General features: G+C 39.0%; 20 protein-coding genes, 1 tRNA gene, 1 rRNA gene and 1 riboswitch. Of the genes, 4 read left to right on the top strand and 18 right to left on the bottom strand.

The window, feature by feature from the left end:
• Window positions 1–66 precede the first annotated feature (66 nt).
• The 14 genes from LQ50_RS19095 to LQ50_RS19030 form a co-directional block, all read right to left on the bottom strand.
• On the bottom strand, window positions 67–1,371 hold the full coding sequence (locus tag LQ50_RS19095; RefSeq protein WP_052144868.1) for an ABC transporter substrate-binding protein: 1,305 nt from the start codon (window positions 1,369–1,371) through the stop codon (window positions 67–69).
• A gap of 41 nt (window positions 1,372–1,412) precedes the next feature.
• A complete protein-coding gene (locus LQ50_RS19090) occupies window positions 1,413–2,258 on the bottom strand; it encodes a metallophosphoesterase family protein (RefSeq protein ID WP_034632329.1) in 846 nt (281 codons plus the stop codon).
• Between the two features lie 227 nt (window positions 2,259–2,485).
• Complete coding sequence (locus LQ50_RS19085; protein WP_237563760.1) at window positions 2,486–2,884, bottom strand: hypothetical protein; 399 nt, start codon at window positions 2,882–2,884, stop codon at window positions 2,486–2,488.
• Entirely contained in the window at window positions 2,838–5,024 is a 2,187-nt protein-coding gene (locus tag LQ50_RS19080) for an O-antigen polymerase (protein WP_152608258.1), read from the bottom strand. Before LQ50_RS19080 ends, LQ50_RS19085 begins: the two co-directional genes overlap by 47 nt.
• Before the next feature lie 364 nt (window positions 5,025–5,388).
• Window positions 5,389–6,408: a tRNA (adenosine(37)-N6)-threonylcarbamoyltransferase complex transferase subunit TsaD gene (gene tsaD / locus LQ50_RS19075; protein ID WP_237563759.1), complete on the bottom strand. Its 1,020-nt coding sequence runs from the start codon at window positions 6,406–6,408 to the stop codon at window positions 5,389–5,391.
• A complete protein-coding gene (gene rimI / locus LQ50_RS19070) occupies window positions 6,398–6,862 on the bottom strand; it encodes a ribosomal protein S18-alanine N-acetyltransferase (protein WP_034632324.1) in 465 nt (154 codons plus the stop codon). The genes tsaD and rimI overlap by 11 nt, the downstream gene beginning before the upstream one ends.
• A complete protein-coding gene (tsaB, locus tag LQ50_RS19065) occupies window positions 6,855–7,571 on the bottom strand; it encodes a tRNA (adenosine(37)-N6)-threonylcarbamoyltransferase complex dimerization subunit type 1 TsaB (protein WP_034632322.1) in 717 nt (238 codons plus the stop codon). Before tsaB ends, rimI begins: the two co-directional genes overlap by 8 nt.
• Entirely contained in the window at window positions 7,564–8,022 is a 459-nt protein-coding gene (gene tsaE / locus LQ50_RS19060; RefSeq protein WP_034632321.1) for a tRNA (adenosine(37)-N6)-threonylcarbamoyltransferase complex ATPase subunit type 1 TsaE, read from the bottom strand. Before tsaE ends, tsaB begins: the two co-directional genes overlap by 8 nt.
• Window positions 8,023–8,027: 5 nt before the next feature.
• The gene (gene thiL, locus LQ50_RS19055; RefSeq protein ID WP_034632318.1) at window positions 8,028–9,020 is read right to left on the bottom strand and encodes a thiamine-phosphate kinase; all 993 of its coding nucleotides are present in this window, start codon (window positions 9,018–9,020) and stop codon (window positions 8,028–8,030) included.
• A 354-nt stretch (window positions 9,021–9,374) separates the two neighbouring features.
• Window positions 9,375–9,448 (bottom strand) — tRNA-Met (locus tag LQ50_RS19050).
• Between the two features lie 184 nt (window positions 9,449–9,632).
• A 5S ribosomal RNA gene (rrf, locus tag LQ50_RS19045) occupies window positions 9,633–9,748 on the bottom strand.
• A 115-nt stretch (window positions 9,749–9,863) separates the two neighbouring features.
• On the bottom strand, window positions 9,864–11,006 hold the full coding sequence (locus LQ50_RS19040) for a trans-sulfuration enzyme family protein (protein WP_034632317.1): 1,143 nt from the start codon (window positions 11,004–11,006) through the stop codon (window positions 9,864–9,866).
• A gap of 23 nt (window positions 11,007–11,029) precedes the next feature.
• Window positions 11,030–11,407 carry a fluoride efflux transporter CrcB gene (gene crcB / locus LQ50_RS19035; RefSeq protein WP_034632315.1) on the bottom strand — a complete coding sequence of 126 codons (378 nt, stop codon included), beginning with the start codon at window positions 11,405–11,407 and terminating at the stop codon, window positions 11,030–11,032.
• Window positions 11,404–11,817 carry a fluoride efflux transporter FluC gene (locus tag LQ50_RS19030; RefSeq protein ID WP_237563758.1) on the bottom strand — a complete coding sequence of 138 codons (414 nt, stop codon included), beginning with the start codon at window positions 11,815–11,817 and terminating at the stop codon, window positions 11,404–11,406. Before LQ50_RS19030 ends, crcB begins: the two co-directional genes overlap by 4 nt.
• Window positions 11,818–12,150: 333 nt before the next feature.
• Here LQ50_RS19030 and mgtE point away from each other — a divergent pair, with 333 nt between their 5' ends.
• Together mgtE and LQ50_RS19020 are read left to right on the top strand one after the other, a co-directional pair.
• The gene (gene mgtE / locus LQ50_RS19025; RefSeq protein WP_034632312.1) at window positions 12,151–13,503 is read left to right on the top strand and encodes a magnesium transporter; all 1,353 of its coding nucleotides are present in this window, start codon (window positions 12,151–12,153) and stop codon (window positions 13,501–13,503) included.
• 108 nt (window positions 13,504–13,611) lie between these two features.
• A complete protein-coding gene (locus LQ50_RS19020) occupies window positions 13,612–14,211 on the top strand; it encodes a DedA family protein (RefSeq protein WP_034632311.1) in 600 nt (199 codons plus the stop codon).
• Window positions 14,212–14,250: 39 nt separating this feature from the next.
• On the opposite strand, the gene LQ50_RS19015 is transcribed toward LQ50_RS19020, so the two are convergent.
• From LQ50_RS19015 to LQ50_RS19005, 3 genes are all read right to left on the bottom strand, one after another.
• Window positions 14,251–15,003 (bottom strand): hypothetical protein, encoded by a 753-nt coding sequence (locus LQ50_RS19015; protein ID WP_034632309.1) that lies wholly within the window; start codon window positions 15,001–15,003, stop codon window positions 14,251–14,253.
• A complete protein-coding gene (locus LQ50_RS19010; RefSeq protein WP_237563757.1) occupies window positions 14,990–15,514 on the bottom strand; it encodes an RNA polymerase sigma factor in 525 nt (174 codons plus the stop codon). Before LQ50_RS19010 ends, LQ50_RS19015 begins: the two co-directional genes overlap by 14 nt.
• Window positions 15,515–15,721: 207 nt before the next feature.
• Window positions 15,722–16,648, bottom strand: coding sequence for an alpha/beta hydrolase (locus LQ50_RS19005; protein WP_034632307.1), 927 nt, complete (start codon window positions 16,646–16,648; stop codon window positions 15,722–15,724).
• A 203-nt stretch (window positions 16,649–16,851) separates the two neighbouring features.
• Window positions 16,852–16,997, top strand: a riboswitch (cyclic di-AMP (ydaO/yuaA leader).
• A 60-nt stretch (window positions 16,998–17,057) separates the two neighbouring features.
• On the opposite strand from LQ50_RS19005, the gene LQ50_RS19000 reads away from it, so the two are divergent.
• Window positions 17,058–17,723, top strand: a complete 666-nt coding sequence (locus LQ50_RS19000) for a potassium channel family protein (protein ID WP_034632376.1) — start codon at window positions 17,058–17,060, stop codon at window positions 17,721–17,723.
• Between the two features lie 2 nt (window positions 17,724–17,725).
• Window positions 17,726–19,066: a TrkH family potassium uptake protein gene (locus LQ50_RS18995; RefSeq protein ID WP_034632305.1), complete on the top strand. Its 1,341-nt coding sequence runs from the start codon at window positions 17,726–17,728 to the stop codon at window positions 19,064–19,066.
• A 139-nt stretch (window positions 19,067–19,205) separates the two neighbouring features.
• On the opposite strand, the gene LQ50_RS18990 is transcribed toward LQ50_RS18995, so the two are convergent.
• Window positions 19,206–19,754, bottom strand: a complete 549-nt coding sequence (locus tag LQ50_RS18990; RefSeq protein ID WP_034632302.1) for a GNAT family N-acetyltransferase — start codon at window positions 19,752–19,754, stop codon at window positions 19,206–19,208.
• Window positions 19,755–20,200: the final 446 nt, after the last annotated feature.

Below are 20,200 nucleotides of genomic sequence, written 5' to 3'. Positions count from 1 at the left end.
TTTACTTATAAAAACCTTTGATATAACAGAGAAGAAAGCAATGGTCTTGCTTTCTTCTCTTCGCTCTTACTTCAATAATGGATTAGCTCTTTCTGCAGCTACATCGATTGCTTCTTCGGCTGTAATATCATCTTGGATAATGACTCTCGTAATCTCATCAGATATAATTTTTGCAATTTCCGGGTACGCATCTGCCATAGGGCGAGGTCTCGCATATTCTAATTGGTCAACCGCCACTTTAAACTGCGGGAGCTCTTCATACAAGGCTTGCATCTCATCACTATTAACCGCAGACATCCGACTTGGCAGGTAGCCGGTATATGAACTTGCATAGATGGTTTGTTCCGTTGATGTCATCCAATGAATAAATTCCCACGCAGCTTCTTGCTTTGCTGGATCGAGCCCCGCTGTCATAACAAGGTTCGCTCCCCCTGTTGGCACTCCATAGGTTGAATTAGCAGGCATGAAAGCTGTCGTCAACTCAAAGCCTTGTTCTTCAGCCATCGCAAGCCAAAACGATAAATCAGCTGTAGAACTGAATGCCATGGCAGAACGGCCATTTGCGAAATCTTGTCTTGCAACATCGCCAGCTTCATCCCCTGTTGGCATCTTGAGAATCCCTTCTTCCTCCATCTCTTTCCAGAATTGAACAGGTGCCACACCAGCTTCTGAATTAAACGCGACTTCACTTCCATCATCAGATAACATTTGACCTCCACTTTGAGCAACCAAGGCCTCATACATCCAAATATTTACCGGTAACGTCATGCCTACACGTTCCCCGTCTGTTGTTAGCGTCTGAGCGTACTCTCTAAACTCTTCCCAATTTTTTGGGCCAGCTGGATCTAGTCCTACTTCTTCAAGAATCGTCTTATTTAGATAGAGAATAGGTGTGCTTCGTAAATATGGAAGTGCATAAAGTTGATCATTGACATACGAATTCCCCATTAGACCCGGAATAAAATCGTTCATATCGACATTATTTTTTTCAACGAAAGGCGTTAGATTCTCCGTCATTCCAGAGTTAGCAAAAATGCCAACAGAAGCAATTTCATTTTGTGTGACCTCTGGTGCATTGCCTGCTGCAAATGCAGCTTGCGTTTTTGCATGTAAATCATCGTAAGAACCTTGGTATTCTGCTGTCACATGAATTCGATCTTGTGATTCATTAAACATCTTGACCAAGTTTTCATTGTTTTCGCCAATTTTATCTCCCCATGCATACCAATAGGTGATTTCTACTTTCTCCTCACTATCGACTGATGGCTCTGAACCACCCACGCTCGTTGAACTTTCACTGCTGGTCTGATTACAGCCAACCATTAAAGCTAAAGCAAGCACAAAACCCATTGGAAACAATGCTTTTTTCATTTTCCTATCTCCTTTTCCGACTCAATATATGGATTTATCTCTTACGCTTCTAACCCTGTGACAGAGACTATAGATGCACGGCATTCTCGATCAGATTCGCTACCACGTGCATTCGGCTGATGGGTGAAATGATTCATATGTTGATGTAAGATGAGCGCACTGTTCACCATAGCTTCATCCGTTACCTCAACTGCTGTAATGTTAATTTCCTCTTGATCGAGTTCCACAATTCGAAAACAATGCTGATCAAGAGCAGCTGACAATTGAACAAATGTCCAATTTTGCTGTTTGACGATTGAATCATGATGAGTATGTCCATTAAAATAAAAGCCTTGTCCCTGTTTTTGATTAAGAATGTTCCACATATCAATACTTGGATGAATGGATCCTTTTTCAAGGTCTGAATTTTTCGTTGTTTGATAGACAGGATGATGAGCAAAAACGAAAAGTGGCTTGGTTCCAGACTCTTTAACAACTTCTTCAAACCAAGCTAGTTGTTCATCATCAATCCATCCGCCCCAATCTTCATAATCCATTTCCTTAGCGGTATCTAGAAAAACACAAACGGCTTCATCCGTAGTGATTGAGTGATAACGAGCTTGTCCAGTTATTTCAAGTACGTTACTTCTTGGTTGAGCATATAAATCATGATTGCCTAAAACGTGGATAAACCGTCTTTCACGTTGATTTAAAATATCGTAAACTCCTTCAAGTTCTAATGTGAGGCCGTAGTTTGTTAAATCACCTAAGGAAATATGTGCATCTCCATCAATCTCTAAAAACTTTTCTAAATAGGTCTTATAAAAAGTCGATCTCGCTTCATACAGTCCTTCAATCGTTTCATCAATTGCCGAGTAATGTAAATCTCCCATTAAAACAAGTTTCATTTACAAGCACCTCTCACATTCCTTATTTTCTTTCACCTTCATTTTAGGTAGAAAATATTAACTAGACGTTTTGAGACTATAAACTAAATGTAATTTTTTACCCTCATCTTCTTTACAGACTTAATATGGATGACATTGCATCACGCACCTTCTTTTAAAACAGCAAAAAAACGCCCAGTCTCAATGGACTGCGCGCCGGGTATCCCTTTGTTTAATAGTAGGATCCTTTACTCTTGTTCTTTTTTTGCCTGTTTTCGGTCCAAATTCCATTTTATAAAGGCGTACACAACAAAGACCCAAAGAACTGGATGAGTAATATGTAAGCCAATTTGCGAATATCCCCCTAAAATGGTATACAATCCAATTACAGCAACAACGTAAAAAATAAAAAATAGATCGTGCTCAAACAAAGGAACATTCACTTTACGATGCTCTTTTCTCGGTATTAATAGTTCAGCTACAACCGCTAGTAGAAAACAAAAACCAAGTATCACAAAGATCAGATTCCTGCCAACGAGCCCTCCTGTTATCCAAGGAAAATAATCCATAGCTAACGCAATCGCGATAACAATAAGGACACTAATCCTCAACCGCCTGGCTAGAATTAATCGTTTCTCCAACTGCAAAATTGTTCTCCTCCTTATTTACAGACAACCAGTAATAATGGGCAGATACTACGCAGAACATAGACGTTGCCGCTGCAACAACACCCGAGTCATTTAACAAAAGCAATGCAAATGAAGCAACCACTCCCGTTTGTAAAAAGAGCTGCTTATCTTGTCCTTTAAGCTGCAGGCGTCTCCTCCAAAGAATAATGGCACCTAGCAAATAACTCGTGACAAATAGCTGTGTCCAATTTGAGTGACGGAAGATCTTTATATTCATAGCCGCTTTTCTCTGAATCGTATCTGCAATATAACGAACATCCCCATTCAATAACCGGTCAAACGCCATCCCTATATGAGTCTGCTCTCCTGTTAATTGTAGCATATAGAGGAAGAGACATAGCGTACCCAACGAGCTGACAGCCACAATGATAAGAAAGCGCCATGACCATTTTTTTGTGAACATACGATAAAAGAAAAAAGCAAATGCCAATCCAGCTGATAATGTCGCCCCTGCATTCGTTCCAAGTGAATTCTTTCCAAGAATAACAAGAACACAAGTAAAAAGAGCCGTCATTAAAAGGATCGATTGTTTTTTTCTCCTAACGTCAACTAAAGGACTAATCACCATAATGGCAGAGATCACGTATACCCCGGCAAATTCATTACCAATTCCATAATATCTAGCACCAATAATCGGATCATACCCCAAATAAGAACGTTGCATAAAAGCTGATCCAAGAATGACATCAACTGTAATTAAAAGAAACGTACAGATTCCGATCCAAAAAATAGGCTTCTCGCTCCCCTTTTCCACAACATATCCACATAGCAAAGAACTAGCTATCAACCCTAAGACAAACCCACTTATCCCAATCGTTTTAACAATAACTGATAATGCTAGAAACCAAAATGGTGACCACAATGCCGATAATAAAATCAATCTCGTAATATAGCGCCACGTTCGTCTTTTTTTCGTTCCAAATGATCCATAAACAGCCGCCCCTAATAAAGCAACAACTAAACAAGTAATATAGGTCGATAATACACTGGCTCGACTTTTGTATATGAGTACAATTTCATTAACCGCTTCAAACACAGACGATTTATCCACATCACCTACCCTTTCTTGTATGACTTCATTTCCTGAATAAGACTCTGAAGAAAGATGAAAGGACCTAAGTAAGGTAGGGACCATGTCGATACTACTTAATAAGTAATCTTGTCTTGTAGTATTGGAAGTAAGGTATCCTGCTTTTTTCTGGCCCCAATAAAAAACAGGTGCCAATTGTTGTTTTTCATCATAGGCTTGTTTGTTCATCATAGGAGAAATCATCCACAGTTGATCCACTTCCCGACGCGCTTGTTCAACAAATGATTGTAACCTCATCAATTGTCTTGCCCATTCACTTTGAAAGTGCTTCTCCTCCATATAATGCATTTGGTCATATAGACGGTACAAGTCCCCCCACTCAATCACGAAAAAAGAACTTTGCTCATCCCCAATTGTTGATAGTTTGTTAATAAGAAAGTCAACATCCATCTCCATTCCATATGGAGACCCTTCCTTCGCCCTGACAGACTGAGTAATTTCGCCAGCAACCGTACCGCTGCGATCTAGAGCGAGCAAGGATGCATAACGCACCCTCTCTTCTAACGTATCGCTATGGCCATATACTTTTCGGACCACTCCAGCTTCTTGAAGCAATTGCCCAAAATCACCAACCCGGGCTCTATGTGTCCCCTGATCATTTTTTTGATTTAAGCGATGCAAACCTGGATGCAATAAACCTTCTGTTTGTCTCATTCCAGTCAATTGATGGACCCACTCGCTAGCAGCAAAGCCATTCACTTCTTCTGTCACCTCATAGCTATTCCAGTCCTGTACACCGACTGCTTTTGCTCCAGCTCCCATCGTGACCATATTATTTAAATAAGAATATGGTCCATCTGGCCTGACATTCATCGCGCCAATAGCAGCTTCGTTCCAGATCCAATTTTTATCCTCATTGTGGATAAGCCACTGCGCCTCCGTCATAGACATTCCCGGAACTAAGATAACGGCAATTTTCTCTATTTTCTCAGCTGCTTCGACATAACGTAACAAGCATCCTTGGCAAATGATGAACAATAATAAAAGTACTATAAGCTTTCTCGACATCTCTCTCAAACCTTTTTGGGCTAATTTTCTGACATATCCACAATATCCACAAAGTTATTAACAGCATAAACACTGTTTCTTAAGGTGTTTATCGATTTATTCACATTATCCACGGAGTTATCCACATTTTAGTTAATAACAATTTTCTCCGCGTATTTTCTAGAGTTTTTGTGTTTACCCACATTGTTAACAACATTGTGGATAAAGGTTGTTAACAACTTTTTTACGAAATCCGACAAAAACCTTCGTAAATTTATCGATTTCCATAACAATTTAACCAAAATTCTACAGAAAGCATCAAATCTCCATAACAAAAAAACCACCTATTGTTAGCATTCGCTCCAATAAGTGGTTTTAAACATGATTACTGTTGTTCTAAATCAAGTCCTGGGTTTCCATTTAAATCGTAGGAAGCAAACTTCTGCTTTCTCCATTTAACGCTAGCAGCTGCACCAATCATAGCTGCATTATCCGTACATAATGACAAAGGAGGAATTCTAAGGTCAACATTCGTTTTCTCAAATTCCTTTTCTAACGCATGACGCAATCCTTTATTCGCTGCCACACCTCCAGCTAAAAGCAACTGATTCACTTCATGCTTCTTTACAGCTCGTCTTGTCTTTCCTACTAGAACATCAATGACACTTGCTTGAAAGCTAGCTGCTACATCTTCCTTTTTGACTTCTTCACCGCGCTGGTTGAAGTTATGCAATGTATTAATAACAGAAGATTTCAGACCACTAAAACTAAAATCAAATGAATCCGGTTCTAACCACGAGCGCGGGAAATCAATCGTTTCTTTTCCCTCTGCAGCAAGACGATCAATGTGAGGCCCCCCCGGATAAGGCAACCCTAGCGTCCTCGCCACTTTATCGTACGCCTCACCTACAGCGTCATCTCTCGTCTCACCGATAATTTCAAAATGACCATCTTCCTTCATATAAACAAGCTCTGTATGCCCACCAGAGACAACCAATGCTAATAATGGAAATGAGATCGGCTCCACAAGTTGATTGGCATAAATATGGCCAGCTATATGATGAACACCTATTAACGGGATATTATGCGCAAATGCTATCGCTTTTGCTGCATTAACACCAATCAACAATGCTCCAACAAGACCTGGACCTTCTGTAACGGCAACAGCACTCAAATCAGCAAACGTGATATTTGCCTCCTCCATTGCCTGCTCAATAATAATCGTAATTTGTTCAACATGATGCCTCGATGCCACTTCCGGAACAACTCCACCAAATCGTTTATGGCTTTCTATTTGAGAAGAGACCACATTACTCAAAATCACTGTCCCATTTTCAATCACAGCTGCAGACGTTTCATCACAGCTTGTCTCAATCGCTAAAATCAGTTCCTTTTCATTTATCATCTAAATTCACCCACATCACTAAAGCATCTTCTAAATTATCAGCATAATAATTTTTCCTTATTCCACCTTCAATAAAGCCCATTTTCCGGTAAAGATTTTGCGCAACTGTATTAGATACGCGTACTTCTAACGAAAGCTTAGATACACCCATTTGCCTTAAAAATGAAATAACATATTGCAAGAGTCTTTCACCATGCCCTTGTCCTCTGTTTTTTGAATGAATAGCAATATTAGTTACTTGAGCTTCATCCATCACGACCCATAATCCACAATAGCCAATAATCTCACCTTCAACTTCATAAACAAGGTATTGTGCAAATTGGTTTGAAGTTAGTTCATTTAGAAAAATAGTCGGATCCCAAGGTGTCGAAAAAGCATCACGCTCGACTTCCATGACTGTATCTATATCTTCCATTGTCATAAACCGAATCGTCTCTTTTTCTTGTTCAATCATAGTCACAACCCTTTTCTTTCTGAGCCTTTCGCCAATTCGCTTCGGCTTCAGCGAGCTGCAGGTAATTCGGAACAAACGAGTGCACAGAGTCAGCCATTGTCATAGCCTGTCCTACTCTTGCTAATTCTGCCGGTCTAGGCAAAGCCATCGATCCTGTAGCGAAATGAGCAGCTTCTCCGAGTACATCACGAATCATCGTTTCATGCATAGAAACATCTTGCCCCACAAATAACACAGGTTTCTGTAGTTCCTTCAAGTAGATAAGCCAATCTTCTAACAATATTAAGCAATCGTTTCCTACTTCTACTACGTCTACACCGTTCGTTTCATAGTGGCCCGTATATACTTGCCCACGTCTTGCATCCATAATTGGAGAAACAACCCCTTGAAAGAAACGGCCTGTCTGCGCTAGAACAGCAAGGCTTGATACACCTACGATCGGTATATGCAGTGACCAAGCAAGCGTTTTGGCAGTTGTCACACCAATTCGAACCCCTGTGTAGGATCCCGGTCCGTTGGCGACAACAATTTTTTCTAATTCGTTCGGTTTCACAGCTACTTCACTCATTAATTGGTCAATAGCCGGCATAAGCCGAATCGAATGGTTCTTTTTAATATTTGTTATTACTTCACCTAACGTTCGATCACCTTCTGTAACAGCTAAACCCATGACAAATGAAGATGTATCAATTGCTAATGTTTTACTCATAACGCAACTCCTTTAATAACTGCAAAGAACGGCTCCCCGTCGTTTGAACCGTAATCTTCCTACTTGTTTCTCCTAAATGGAATAAGGAAATCGATAAACGATCCTCCGGTAGCTGACTTGGAATCATACTCGGCCATTCAATAACCGAAACCCCTTCACCATAAAAATACTCCTCTAACCCTAGGTCTTCCATCTCATCTTCCATTCGGTATACATCCATATGGTAAAGCGGAATTCGCCCATTGTATTCTTTAATAATCGTAAATGTCGGGCTATTTACAACCCGTTTCACACCTAGACCTTTTGCAAACCCCTTGGTAAAACTTGTTTTCCCTGCACCAAGATCTCCTTCTAGCGTAATCACATCACCAGGTTGTACAATACCCGCTAATTTCTCCGCTAGTTGCATTGTCTCCTCTGGTGACTCTGTTATAAGATTCCACTCTTCCACTGCCTTCACCCGCGCTTTTTAAAATGGTTATATCCGTTCTTTTCTACCTTATTCCGTTGATTTTCTTCTAATAAAGATACACCAGGTTCTCCCTCTTCAACAAACCCAATGACTTGAAGCATCAGACCTTGCGATAGGAATTCTGCTTCTACTTCTTTGACATCCTCTTTCGGAAGCGTCCCAATCAAGATAAAATCCTCTCCACCAAATAACGCATAATCGAGTTGCTTCTCCGGCGGGTAGGTATACATCACATCATGAATTGGAAGCTTGTCTCGTTCAATAATCAACCTCGCCTGGCTTGCTTCTGCTATCTCATTTGCTTCACTAGCAACACCATCACTTACATCATTTAACGAAATTCGTTTGTTTAATGTAGATAGGATCCTTCCTTCTGCTATATGAGGAGTTGGCTCCTGATGGGATTTCACCAGAATTTGCTCCTCCCGAGAAAAAGGCCCCGTAAAACCTTTTTCAAACAACAAATCTAGCCCTGCTGCTGATGTTCCAGCATATCCCGTTAGAAAAATAAGATCACCCGGCTTAGCCTGATCACGATACCTCGCCCTGCCACGTTCGACTTTTCCAATTGCCGTCACCGTTAACACAAGAACATCGTTCGTCGATACCGTATCTCCACCAACTAAATCCATTTGATACGTCTTGGCTAAATCATTCATCCCTTGATAGAGTTGAGTTAATTCTTCCTCCGTCCAAGATGACGGAATAGCAATAGATACCAAATAATAGGTTGGAATGGCCCCCATCGCTGCAAGATCACTCACATTAATTGCTAATCCCTTTTTTCCTATTTGATAAGGACTAAGTGTGTCACGACGAAAATGAACACCTTCGACCATTGTATCTACACAAACAACTTGTTCCATATGATCCGCTCCAGAATAAACAGCTGCATCGTCCCCTATTCCTCGAACAAGTTCTTTTTGATAAGTCTCTTCAGGTGTAATCTTTGAAATAAACGCGAACTCATCTTCCATTTTAACCGACCCTCTCGATCAGAATCATTTCTCTACAAAAAAACCTTAGGATTTCATCATACCTAAGGTTTGCCTCTTCTAGTTTATCCGATTTCAAACGAAATGCCCAAGCAAATGATAAGAAAAGGCAAAACAACTCAATTTATAAACTTCATAATGTATGCATTATGAAGTTTATTTGCAAAAAGACCATTTTATCAGCGAAAACAAAAATATAATAGCGAAAAACCAAATATATCAGCGAAAATCTCATTTTAACGGCGAAATGACAATATATAGAGATTCTCTCCATATATTTACTTCAAATTAAAATAGAAAAAACCGAAACATATTCGTTTCGGCTTCTTTTTGGTATTGCGGGGGACGGATTTGAACCGCCGACCTTCGGGTTATGAGCCCGACGAGCTACCAGACTGCTCCACCCCGCGTCGTTATAAAGTATATTGATGATGTTTATTCGAAGAAGTCGTCTTTTCCTCTTCTAACTTTGCTTTGTAGTGTATGCGTCAAGACATGTCGTAGTTTATTCGACGATGTTTCGCTACATGCTCCACCCCGCGTCGTTATATAATTAGTATTGTCAATACTAATAAATTTTATACAAAGAAATTCGCCTGGCAACGTCCTACTCTCACAGGGGGAAGCCCCCAACTACCATCGGCGCAAAAGAGCTTAACGACCGTGTTCGGCATGGGAACGGGTGTGACCTCTTCGCTATCGCCACCAGACTTTTTCTCTGACACAAGTTCTATAATAACATGGTCTCAAAGTGAAAGCAAGCATCTTTTATTTCTTTCTCAAAAAATAAAGCATGGGGAAAAAACGCTCTTCCCCATGCTCCTTTTACTTTGCTGATTCAATCGCTTGAACAAATGCTGCGATAATATCCTTCTCGTCTTCAATTCCCACTGAAATACGAACCAATTGTGCTCCTATTCCTAACTCTTTTCGAAGTTCATCTGGAATGGTACGATGCGATGTGCGGAGTGGGTAGGAAACCGTTGTTTCAACTCCAGCTAATGTAGGGGCAATTTTCACCCATCCAAGTGAGCGGAAAAACGCTTCTACATTTACATCGTCGGCTAAATCCACACTAACCATCGCTCCATTGCCTTTTTCAGAAACATATTTAGGGTAAAAAACCCGAGCCACTCCCTCGTGACTCTCTAATGGTTCCGCAAGCATTTTTGCATTGTGGCTTTGTCTTTCCATTCGAACGCTTAATGTCTTCAGCCCTCGACATGCAAGCCAAGCCTCAAATGGACTTAAATTGCAACCTAGAGTAATCACTTTACCTTTTGCCTTATCAATAAGCGTTTGCTCCCCAACAAGAACCCCTGCAGTTACATCACTATGGCCTCCGATATATTTAGTTGCGCTATGAACAACAAGATCAGCACCAAGTGTAGCTGGTTGTAACAAATATGGCGTAGCAAAGGTATTATCAATCATAGTCTTAATGCCTTTTTCTTTCGCTAGGGCAATGACCTCCTCAAGTTTTTCCACTCGAAGCAGCGGGTTTGTAACCGATTCTGTATAAATGAGTACCGTTTTATCCGTTAATGACTCTGTTACTTTATTCAAATCTTGGAAAGAAACAAAACTGACGTTAATACCAAAGTTAGGTAATTCTTGAGCAAACAACTGATAGGTTCCACCATATAAATCATCAGAGGCCAAAACGTGATCCCCAGGGTTGGCTACGGCTAAAACACCAGCTAAAATGGCAGACATTCCTGATGACGTTGCCACTCCATCATCGGTTTCCTCCAGTAAGGCAACCCCTTTCCCAAGGTCATCAGTGTTAGGATTGCTATACCTTGAGTATAGGTATTCTTTTTCCCCTTCATAGAAGCTCTCCATATCCTCTAAATCAGTAAAAACAAACGCTGATGTTTGATAAATTGGTTTTGCCTTGCTTGCATTTCTTGCAGGTTCTTTCGCTTGAAAATGTACAGCTCTCGTATTAAAACTTGTTTCTCTCATTTTCTCCATCCCCTAATCTATGATTACTTCGTGATTGAAAAACCAAATACAAACATAGTGATTGATCCTACAATAGATAAACTTATGTAAGCCAATAGCGGCTTCCACGCACTCTTTTGATATAGTTGTACTGTTTCCATACTAAACGTAGAAAATGTCGTGAATGCTCCAAAAAAACCGATAGCTACTAGCAAAAATACAGACTCTTCATAGGCTCCAAGTGGAATTCCCCCGTAATAGCTACCATAAAAAACCCCTAAGCCAAGTGAACCAAGTACATTTACTATCAACATTGCAATTGGGAAAGGTGGTGTAGGGAACTTGCTCATAATTGCAATCCCCAATACATAGCGACAAATCGCTCCTAGCATTCCTCCAACACTAACTAGTAGTAGATTCATTCTTGTTGTACCCCCTTGAAACCTTGTCGCTTTCCTACCTTTTGCCCCAATATATAGCCAACTAGTGCACACATGATCCCTCCACCAACCGATACAAGGATATAGACCACACTTAGCCACCACGTATGTTCTAGAAACAAAAAGACACTATCACTAGCAAGAGTGGACATCGTCGTAAACCCGCCACACAACCCAACACCAAGTCCTACCTTAAGCCATTCACGTGAGATCTTGATGATAAACCATCCAGTCAAAAAGCCAAGAACCATACTTCCACCTAAGTTCTCCACGATCGTCCCAATTGGATAGCCTGTTGTTAATGTCACAAGATTTAAATAATAGCGAAGGCTTGTCCCCATGGCTGATCCAATGGCGATCGCTATTATATTTTTCCACATACTTTGTTTCAAGTTGGTTTCTCCTTCATTCGTACGAATAGTTTGATTTTATCTCACTACAGAGTCACGAGCAAGAACCTAGTCTGATCTGTTCCACCTCGTAATTGTATTTTTCGCCTATATTATTAAACGAACGATTGATTAAGTCTTGAATATCCTATAGAAAAGATGCGAAAAAAGGCAATTCCTTCTCCTATTGGGAACCCTTTTACTTTGTTAAGGAGGTGCATGTTAGAAGATGAATGCTGATCCAGAGCCCCTTAGGCAAAATTTAAACAAACATTTATTTAACATCCACGTGCACCTCGCTGCCTGTGGTGACACACCTTAGAAGGAGGTCATAACATGGTTAGACTTAACAAAGAAGATTATGCTCATCATTTAATAGAGTTGCTAAATAAAAACGAGAATCACCTATTCCGCGAATCCTTTTTACAGCTACATCCGACGGACCAAGCTGAATATTGTATCAACCTAGAAAAGGAACAACGGCAAACCCTTTATCATATGCTGGACCCAGAAGAAATGGCTAATGTCTTCCAGGCTCTTGACCTACACGAACAAAAAGACATCATTCTTGAACTTGATCAACCATATGCCTCAGAAATGGTGACACATCTGTATACAGACGATGCTGCTGACTTACTATCCCAATTAAATAAGAGCGAGGCACACGCCCTATTAAAAGCTATGGATTTAGAGGATGCCAATGATGTTTATGAGTTAATGGCCTATCCCCCTAAGACAGCTGGTGCCCTTATGACGAAAGAGTTCATTTCACTTGCTTCCTCACATAACGCCCAACAAGCTATTGAACAATTACGGGAAGAAGCACCGAATGCCGAAACGATCTATTATTTATATGTTGTGAATGAGCGCGAGCAACTTGTAGGCGTTGTGTCTTTAAGAGATTTGCTAACAGCTCAATCAAACGAGGTCATTCAAAATTTAATGAGTTCTCGTGTTGTCTCTGTTGACTCAGTCACAAAACAAGAAGAAGTAGCCAAAATCATAAAAAAATATAACTTCTTAGCAGCCCCTGTTGTCAGCTCTGACGGTACCCTGCTTGGAATTGTTACAGTCGATGATGTCATTGATGTACTAGAAGATGAAGCCACGGAAGACTTAGGTGAATTTACGGCTGCTAGAGGAGCAACAGACATCCATGTATCTGCCTTCACTGCAGCAAAACTACGCTCACCTTGGATAGTTCTTCTCATGTTTTTTGGTCTTCTTACAGCTGGAGTTATAGAGCAATTTGAAGAAACACTCAACCAAATTATCTTGCTTGCGGCTTTTATCCCCTTGTTAATGGGCTCAGCAGGAAACGCAGGAACACAGTCATTAGCCGTTGTTGTTCGCGGATTGGCCCTTGGCACCCTTGAGAAAAAAGGTCTTTTAAGAACACTCTTTAAGGAATTTTGCACAGGCATGATGATTGGTTTCATTTGTGCCATGACGTTGCTTCTGATCATTCCTATTTTTTATGGTAGCTTTATGGTAGCTGTGGTTGTTGGCATCTCTATCTTTTGTTCGTTAAGTGTTGCAACCATTGTAGGAGCTACAGTCCCACTCATTATTCACAAATTAAAGATCGACCCTGCATTTGCCTCAGGCCCTTTCATTACAACGGTAAATGATATATTAGGACTGCTTATCTACTTTACGATAGCCACTAGCCTACTTCATTATTTGTAAACTAGAGTAACTCACATCTTAGGTGGGTTATTCTTTTTATCTTCTAAGTAGACCCTATTTAAAAATTCGTTATAATGAGATTAGCCTCTTTAAGAATAGGAAGATACTATGGAGATATTAAAGCATTTAATATTAGAATATGGTTATTTTGGAATTTTCATTGCGCTAGTTGGTGGAATCGTTGGGCTTCCTTTGCCTGATGAGGTATTGCTTCTTACCATTGGGTATTATGCCTATCTTGGTAAAATTAATTTATGGACAGCCATCATTAGTTCTTATTTGGGATCAGCTATTGGTATAACGATTAGTTATGTACTCGGAGCCAAATTAGGTCTTCCCTTTTTATTAAAATATGGTCCTAAAATTCACCTATCTCATAGTAGAATACACAAATCCCAACAAATGTTTGCAAAACATGGAGCTTGGTTATTACTAATAGGTTATTTTATCCCTGGCATCAGACATATTACAGGCTATCTAGCAGGGATCTCTCGTTTGAGACTCCGAACATTTATGCTATATTCCTATGTTGGGGCATTGTTTTGGGTGACGCTATTTGTTTTCTCTGGTTATGAACTTGGAATTCGATGGTACGTTGTAAAACAATCCTTTGAAACATACAAATATGTTCTTTATTTTGCTCTTTCTGCTCTCATAGCGATTATCGCTATTTCATTCTTTTTTAAATTCAAATTAAAGAAATCATAAAAAAGCTGCACAGGATTTCATAATCCAAATGTAGCTTTTTTACATGGACTCTCTTTGTTTAATAAATGATTCTACAAGCTCCAAAGCTTCTTCCTCCGTATTTCCATCAAGCAATTTATAATGAACATAATAGACTAAATCAGCTAAGTGAAAGCTCAAAACCACTTCATTCAATCCTGAATTTACTTCTAGCTGATAATACACATTCTTATCTTCTATTTGAACTACCTCCCCCTTCGGAATGATCATTTCATTATCATAAATATGAACAATTACACGAGCATCTTCTTCATTTACATGTTCAGTATAGATAAGTTCTCCATTTAGTAATGGCATTTCCTCTTCATTCACAACCTGCTCAAATTTTTCATCAGGAATATATGCAACAGTTGCCCCATTCATACCGGAAAAACCTTCAGGCACCTCATTATGATGGATCCAAATCATGCCGATAGAATGACTTTCTATTTGTGGTAAATAAACATCTTCTCCAAAAGTGCCAGTCAACTCCGCCTCAAACTTTTCGTGACTGTGGCTGTCTTTGTGAATAGAGCTCTCGTTTGTATTTTCGTACGTCATCCATAGGTAATAACCGCCAAGGATCAGAATGAACGAAGCCACTATTGAGGACAAAATCGGAAGTGGCATACGATATTTTTTACGATTGCCATTCTTTTTAAGACTGTTCATCATTCTAGAACGCAATTCTTCATTCTCAGAATCTGTTAATTTAATGTTGTTAAACGTAGACAAGGTTTTTTTAAATTCTGTTTCTTCTTCAATTCGACTCATGTTCATAGCCCTCCTCTTCTAATTGCTTTTTTAATACAATTAAAGCTCTCCTTAGCGTAACCTTCACTTTATTTTCTGACCAGTTAAGCACGTTAGCTGTTTCTCGAATGGTTAACTCGTTCATTTTTCTTAAAATAATAACGTCTCGATACGAACGTTTTAATTTCGTAAGCGCACGGTACAACTGTTCTTCATTTTCTCCAAGTTGTGTTATTTTCTCTGGACAATTTGTATGTTGTGTTGATATAAACGTATCTAAAACAAAAAGAAGGGGCTTTTTCTTCCGCTTATAATCAATAGTCACATTACGAGCAATACGGTATAACCAATTTTTATTACTCGTTTCATTTTTGAATGTAGAAAGGCTTTGATATGCTTTTAAAAACGTATCATGAGTTAGATCTTTAGCTTGTTCATGATCCCCAATCATCATAAGAATAAAGCGGTAAATATCAGAGCTATAACACTGATACCAATCCATTATTTTCTGATCCTTATCATCATCTCTCAAAGATTTCACCTCTCTCCTAGCTCAGATGATTTTGTTTTCCCTAATGACGTTTCTAATTCAAAAAAGTTACACAAATTTGGAAATCCGTTTACAAAATTCTAAAAAAGCGCTCCTGTTTAAAATCCAGAAACGCAGCATTCTCTTTCTTGATTTTTTAATTTAGTAGCAAAATAAGATCGATAAATAAGAAAGGTTTCTACCCTCAACTTACTCAGATTCTCTAAACCTATCTACCCAATTAATCAAATTGGTTACATATTCTTTTGAAATAATCTCACCTTTTAATTCTGTATCATACATAAAATGATCGGTGTTCTTAATTGTTAAAAAGAGAACATCCTTATTAGAAAAAGTCGCTTGCGTTAATGGACCAATACTATCATCTACAGGAACATATATATCTTTATCCGCAAAAATAAATAATAAGGGAATGTTTACCGTTTTAAAGCACTTAATAGGGTTATAATCTAATTCGTAATACCACTTTGAATTCTTTTTATTTCTAGGCAAGCATCCTTTTGGCGGGAGGTATGCATATGGATACCATGCTTCCTTTACCTTTTGTTGTAAGACAGCTTGAACACCCTCTCTTTCTACCTTTTCCCTAAAATATTCATCAACCATTTTCTTTACACTTCTTGCTTCTTCCACGATCTCTTTGGGAAATCCAGCTTCTTTCATTGAGATACTAGATGCATACAACATCTGTTCAGATGGAGAAACACCTGGTGTGGATACCATAATTAAAAAAGAGACTTGGCTAGTTAGAGATGTAGCTAACGAGGCAATCCATCCCCCTTGGCTGATTCCACATAATCCAATACTTCCTACGTCATCCCTTTCATCCAATATAGCAATCGCTGATAAGGCGTCCATAGCTAAGTCTTCAAAACGAGCCGTGTTAAAGTTACCAGTTGAGTCCCCTGTTCCTCGTCGATCATATAAAAAAACACCTATCCCATTACTCGTAAATAAGTCCTTTAGATGATCATAATATCTATCATTACGCTCTCCTAAATTAGCTGCATGTAGAATGACAACAACACGATAAGGATAAGTAGTTATCGGTTTATATAAAGTACCCACTAATATTTGTTCTTCTGACCGGAACGAAATCTCTTCTGAAGTATACATGTTTCACCTCTGCTATTGTAACTATAATGAATTTTATCATATGTCTTACCTGGTTATAGTCTACTTTTTGATCATAATCTCTATCAAATTCGCCAATAAACAAAATCAACGAAATGATGTTTTTACTATTTGTAAATTTTATTCACAAAGCATTGACACTTAATCAAAAGAGGAGTAAATTTTCTATTAGTTAAATTAAATATAACCTTTAGTCGCTTAATCATGTTTGAGCGGGGGAACCAACTTTGGTGGATATCTTCCATCTTGGGGTGAATCTTACATAGTAAGAGGGGATACTCTTTAGTCCCTAATCCGACAGCTAACCTCGTCAGCGTTTAGAAGAGAAGGGTCGTTGTGGACCATTCTTTGTGATGGTCTATTTTATTTTGCAAAAAAAGAGGTGAATGACATGGCAGATAGGAAAAAACAATTTGCTGTAATTGGATTAGGTCGTTTTGGTGGTAGTGTGTGCAAGGAGTTATATAATATGGGGCACCAAGTTTTAGCAATTGATAATCGAGATCAGAAAGTTAATGAATTTGCTCGGTTCTCTACCCATTCTGTGATTGCTGATTCTACGGATGAAAAGGCACTACAATCACTTGGAATCCGCAACTTCGAATACGTTATTGTTGCGATTGGTGATAACATCCAGTCCAGCATATTAACAACGCTTGTCCTTAAAGAAATGGAGGTAGAGAATGTTTGGGTTAAAGCCCAGAATGCCTATCATCATAAGGTACTTGAAAAGATTGGTGCTGATCGCATTATTCACCCTGAACATGATATGGGGGTCCGAATCGCCCAACATATAACGTCCGAAAAAATTGTAGATTATATCGAGTTATCAGATGAATACAGCATTGTTGAATTATTAGCTACCAACAAAGTTCATAATCGTTCAATCATCGACCTTGATATTCGTGCAAAATATGGTTGTACGATCTTGGCTGTTAAAAGAGGGGAAGATATTAACGTGTCTCCGATGCCGGATGATGTGATTTATAAAGATGACATTTTAATTGTAATTGGACATAAACGAGATCTGAAACGTTATGAGGAAGAAGGTTTGTAACGATGTCTTTTCCTAAAAAAGGAGTTTTTCATCGTCCTTTCCAAGTATCACCCCCGCAGACATTAGCTTTAAGTTTTCTTGTAGCCATATTGATTGGAACGGCTCTACTAAAGCTTCCTTTGGCTACAACAGAGCCAATTACATGGATTGATGCACTGTTTACAGCCACTTCAGCAACCACCGTTACAGGTCTTGTTGTTGTTGATACCGGGACGGCTTTTACCGTGTTTGGCCAGGTTGTAATCATGTTACTTATTCAAATTGGCGGTTTGGGATTAATGACTTTTGCGGTTTTAATTGTCATCGTATTAGGAAAGAAAATTGGATTAAGAGAACGGATCTTGGTGCAGGAAGCTCTGAATCAAACATCTATTGGCGGCGTTATCCGCCTTGTTAAAATTTTATTTGTTTTTGCTATCTTAATTGAATTAGTTGCTGTGATTTTACTGTCCATGCGATGGGTTCCAGAGTTTGGTTGGCCTTATGGAATTTATACAAGTATTTTTCATTCAATTTCTGCTTTTAATAATGCCGGCTTCTCTCTTTGGTCAGATAGTTTAATGAGCTATGTTGGAGACCCAGTAGTAAATATTATCATTACGTTTTTATTCATAACTGGAGGAATTGGGTTTACTGTACTATCAGATTTATGGCATACCAAGCAATTCCATAGATTATCGTTGCATTCTAAAATAATGCTTGTTGGAACGTTAGTCATAAACGTAGTAGCGATGATGTTGCTCTTCACACTTGAGTATTCCAATCCAGCCACACTAGGTTCCTTGGATATTGGAGATAAATTGTGGGCTTCCTACTTCCAAGCTGTTACACCACGAACTGCAGGTTTTAACTCATTGGATATTGGTAGTATGACCTCTGGATCTATTGTATTTCTTCTGTTGCTTATGTTTATCGGAGCAGGAAGTGCTTCAACAGGTAGTGGGATCAAGTTAACAACTTTTATAGTGATTGTCATGGCTGTTCTCACTTTTTTAAGGGGCAGGAACGAGACCGTCGTTTTTGAACGAACGATTAAACACCAAATTATCTTGCGTTCTTTGGCCATTGTCGTGATAAGTTTACTAGCTGTTTTTCTTACGATTCTAGCCCTTTCTATAACAGAGAATGCTCCCTTTATTACGATTGTTTTTGAGGCCTTCTCTGCCTTTGGAACCGTCGGCTTATCAATGGGTTTAACAGGTGAACTAACGCCTATAGGTAAACAGATTATTATTGTTTTGATGTTTATAGGGAGAATAGGTCCACTCACTTTAGCATTTTCCTTAGCCCGCTCTCAAAAATCGAGCATTCGTTACCCAGATGGAGAAGTATTTACAGGATAGTTTGATGTTCTCAACTAAATACAAACTTTTTTTATGATCAATAGATTAGAGGATGTGTATTAAAAGCATACACATCCTCTTTTTATTATCATTCTCACAGCATTCTCGTTTGTCAAAAAAACTTGGTTTCAATCCTTTTCTACGTAAGCAAATGCCCGTGATCTTTTATCAATCCATACACATAATGATCAACATATCGATCATACAAAAATTCCGAGCTCTTTAAACAACCTTCTTTTTCAAATCCAAGCCTTTCAGGGATAGCCTGACTTTTTTGATTTCCAGTGGCAGCACGAATTTCGATTCGATTGAGTCCCAATTCATGAAAACAATAGTCTATTACTGCACGACATGCCTCTGTCATTAGTCCTTTACCTTGAAAACCTTCCCCTAACCAATAACCAATGGAAGTAGATTTATTTGCCCAATTAACACTATGTAAACCTACCACTCCCACTAGTTCGCCTTTATACCAGATTCCCGCTTGAAATCCATTATTGCTACTAAATTGTTTTAACGTACCCTCAATAAAATTCTTTGAGTCATTTATGTTCTTAGTATAATCCACCCAGGGTAACCACTCTCTAAGGTAGTTTCTTGATCCGTCTGTTAAAAGAAATAATGCCTCCGCATGCCTTGGCTCTAGCAAACGTAATTGTGTGTCATCGTTTAGTTTATACGTAAACATCTATTCTTCTCCTCTCTTCTTTCTTTTTTTCCATATTCTACTTCTTTTGTCGAGTAAATAAAAGCAAAATTCCTCTTTTTTTCGAATAGTTTATTTTTTCATTAAGAGAAACCTCATTTTATTGTTATATTGTTTTGCTTCTGTGTTCTTTCTGTCCAACTTGGACGATATTCTGTCGGAAATGAGTGATTTGCTGTCCGAACTTGACCATATTCAATCCAAGCCTGGCTTTTTTCTATCCGAATGTTGAAATGCATATTCAAGCAAGACGTTCATCTCACATGGGGACGGGGATACGATGATTTCTCGAAGAAACTTACTCACGATGTAACATCGGCTTATTTAAGGTAGATGCCGTTCCTCTGGATCAGAGCTCTTCAGCGCCTTGAGCATACTGTTTATGCATACTAAAAAAGACAATCCATTGGATTGTCTTTCTTTTATCT

The sequence above is a fragment of the Halalkalibacter okhensis genome, from assembly GCF_000787375.1.
Lineage (GTDB): Bacteria > Bacillota > Bacilli > Bacillales > Bacillaceae_D > Halalkalibacter > Halalkalibacter okhensis.
The sequence above is the reverse complement of the archived record's forward strand: the minus strand, read 5'-3'. Positions and strand labels throughout refer to the sequence as shown.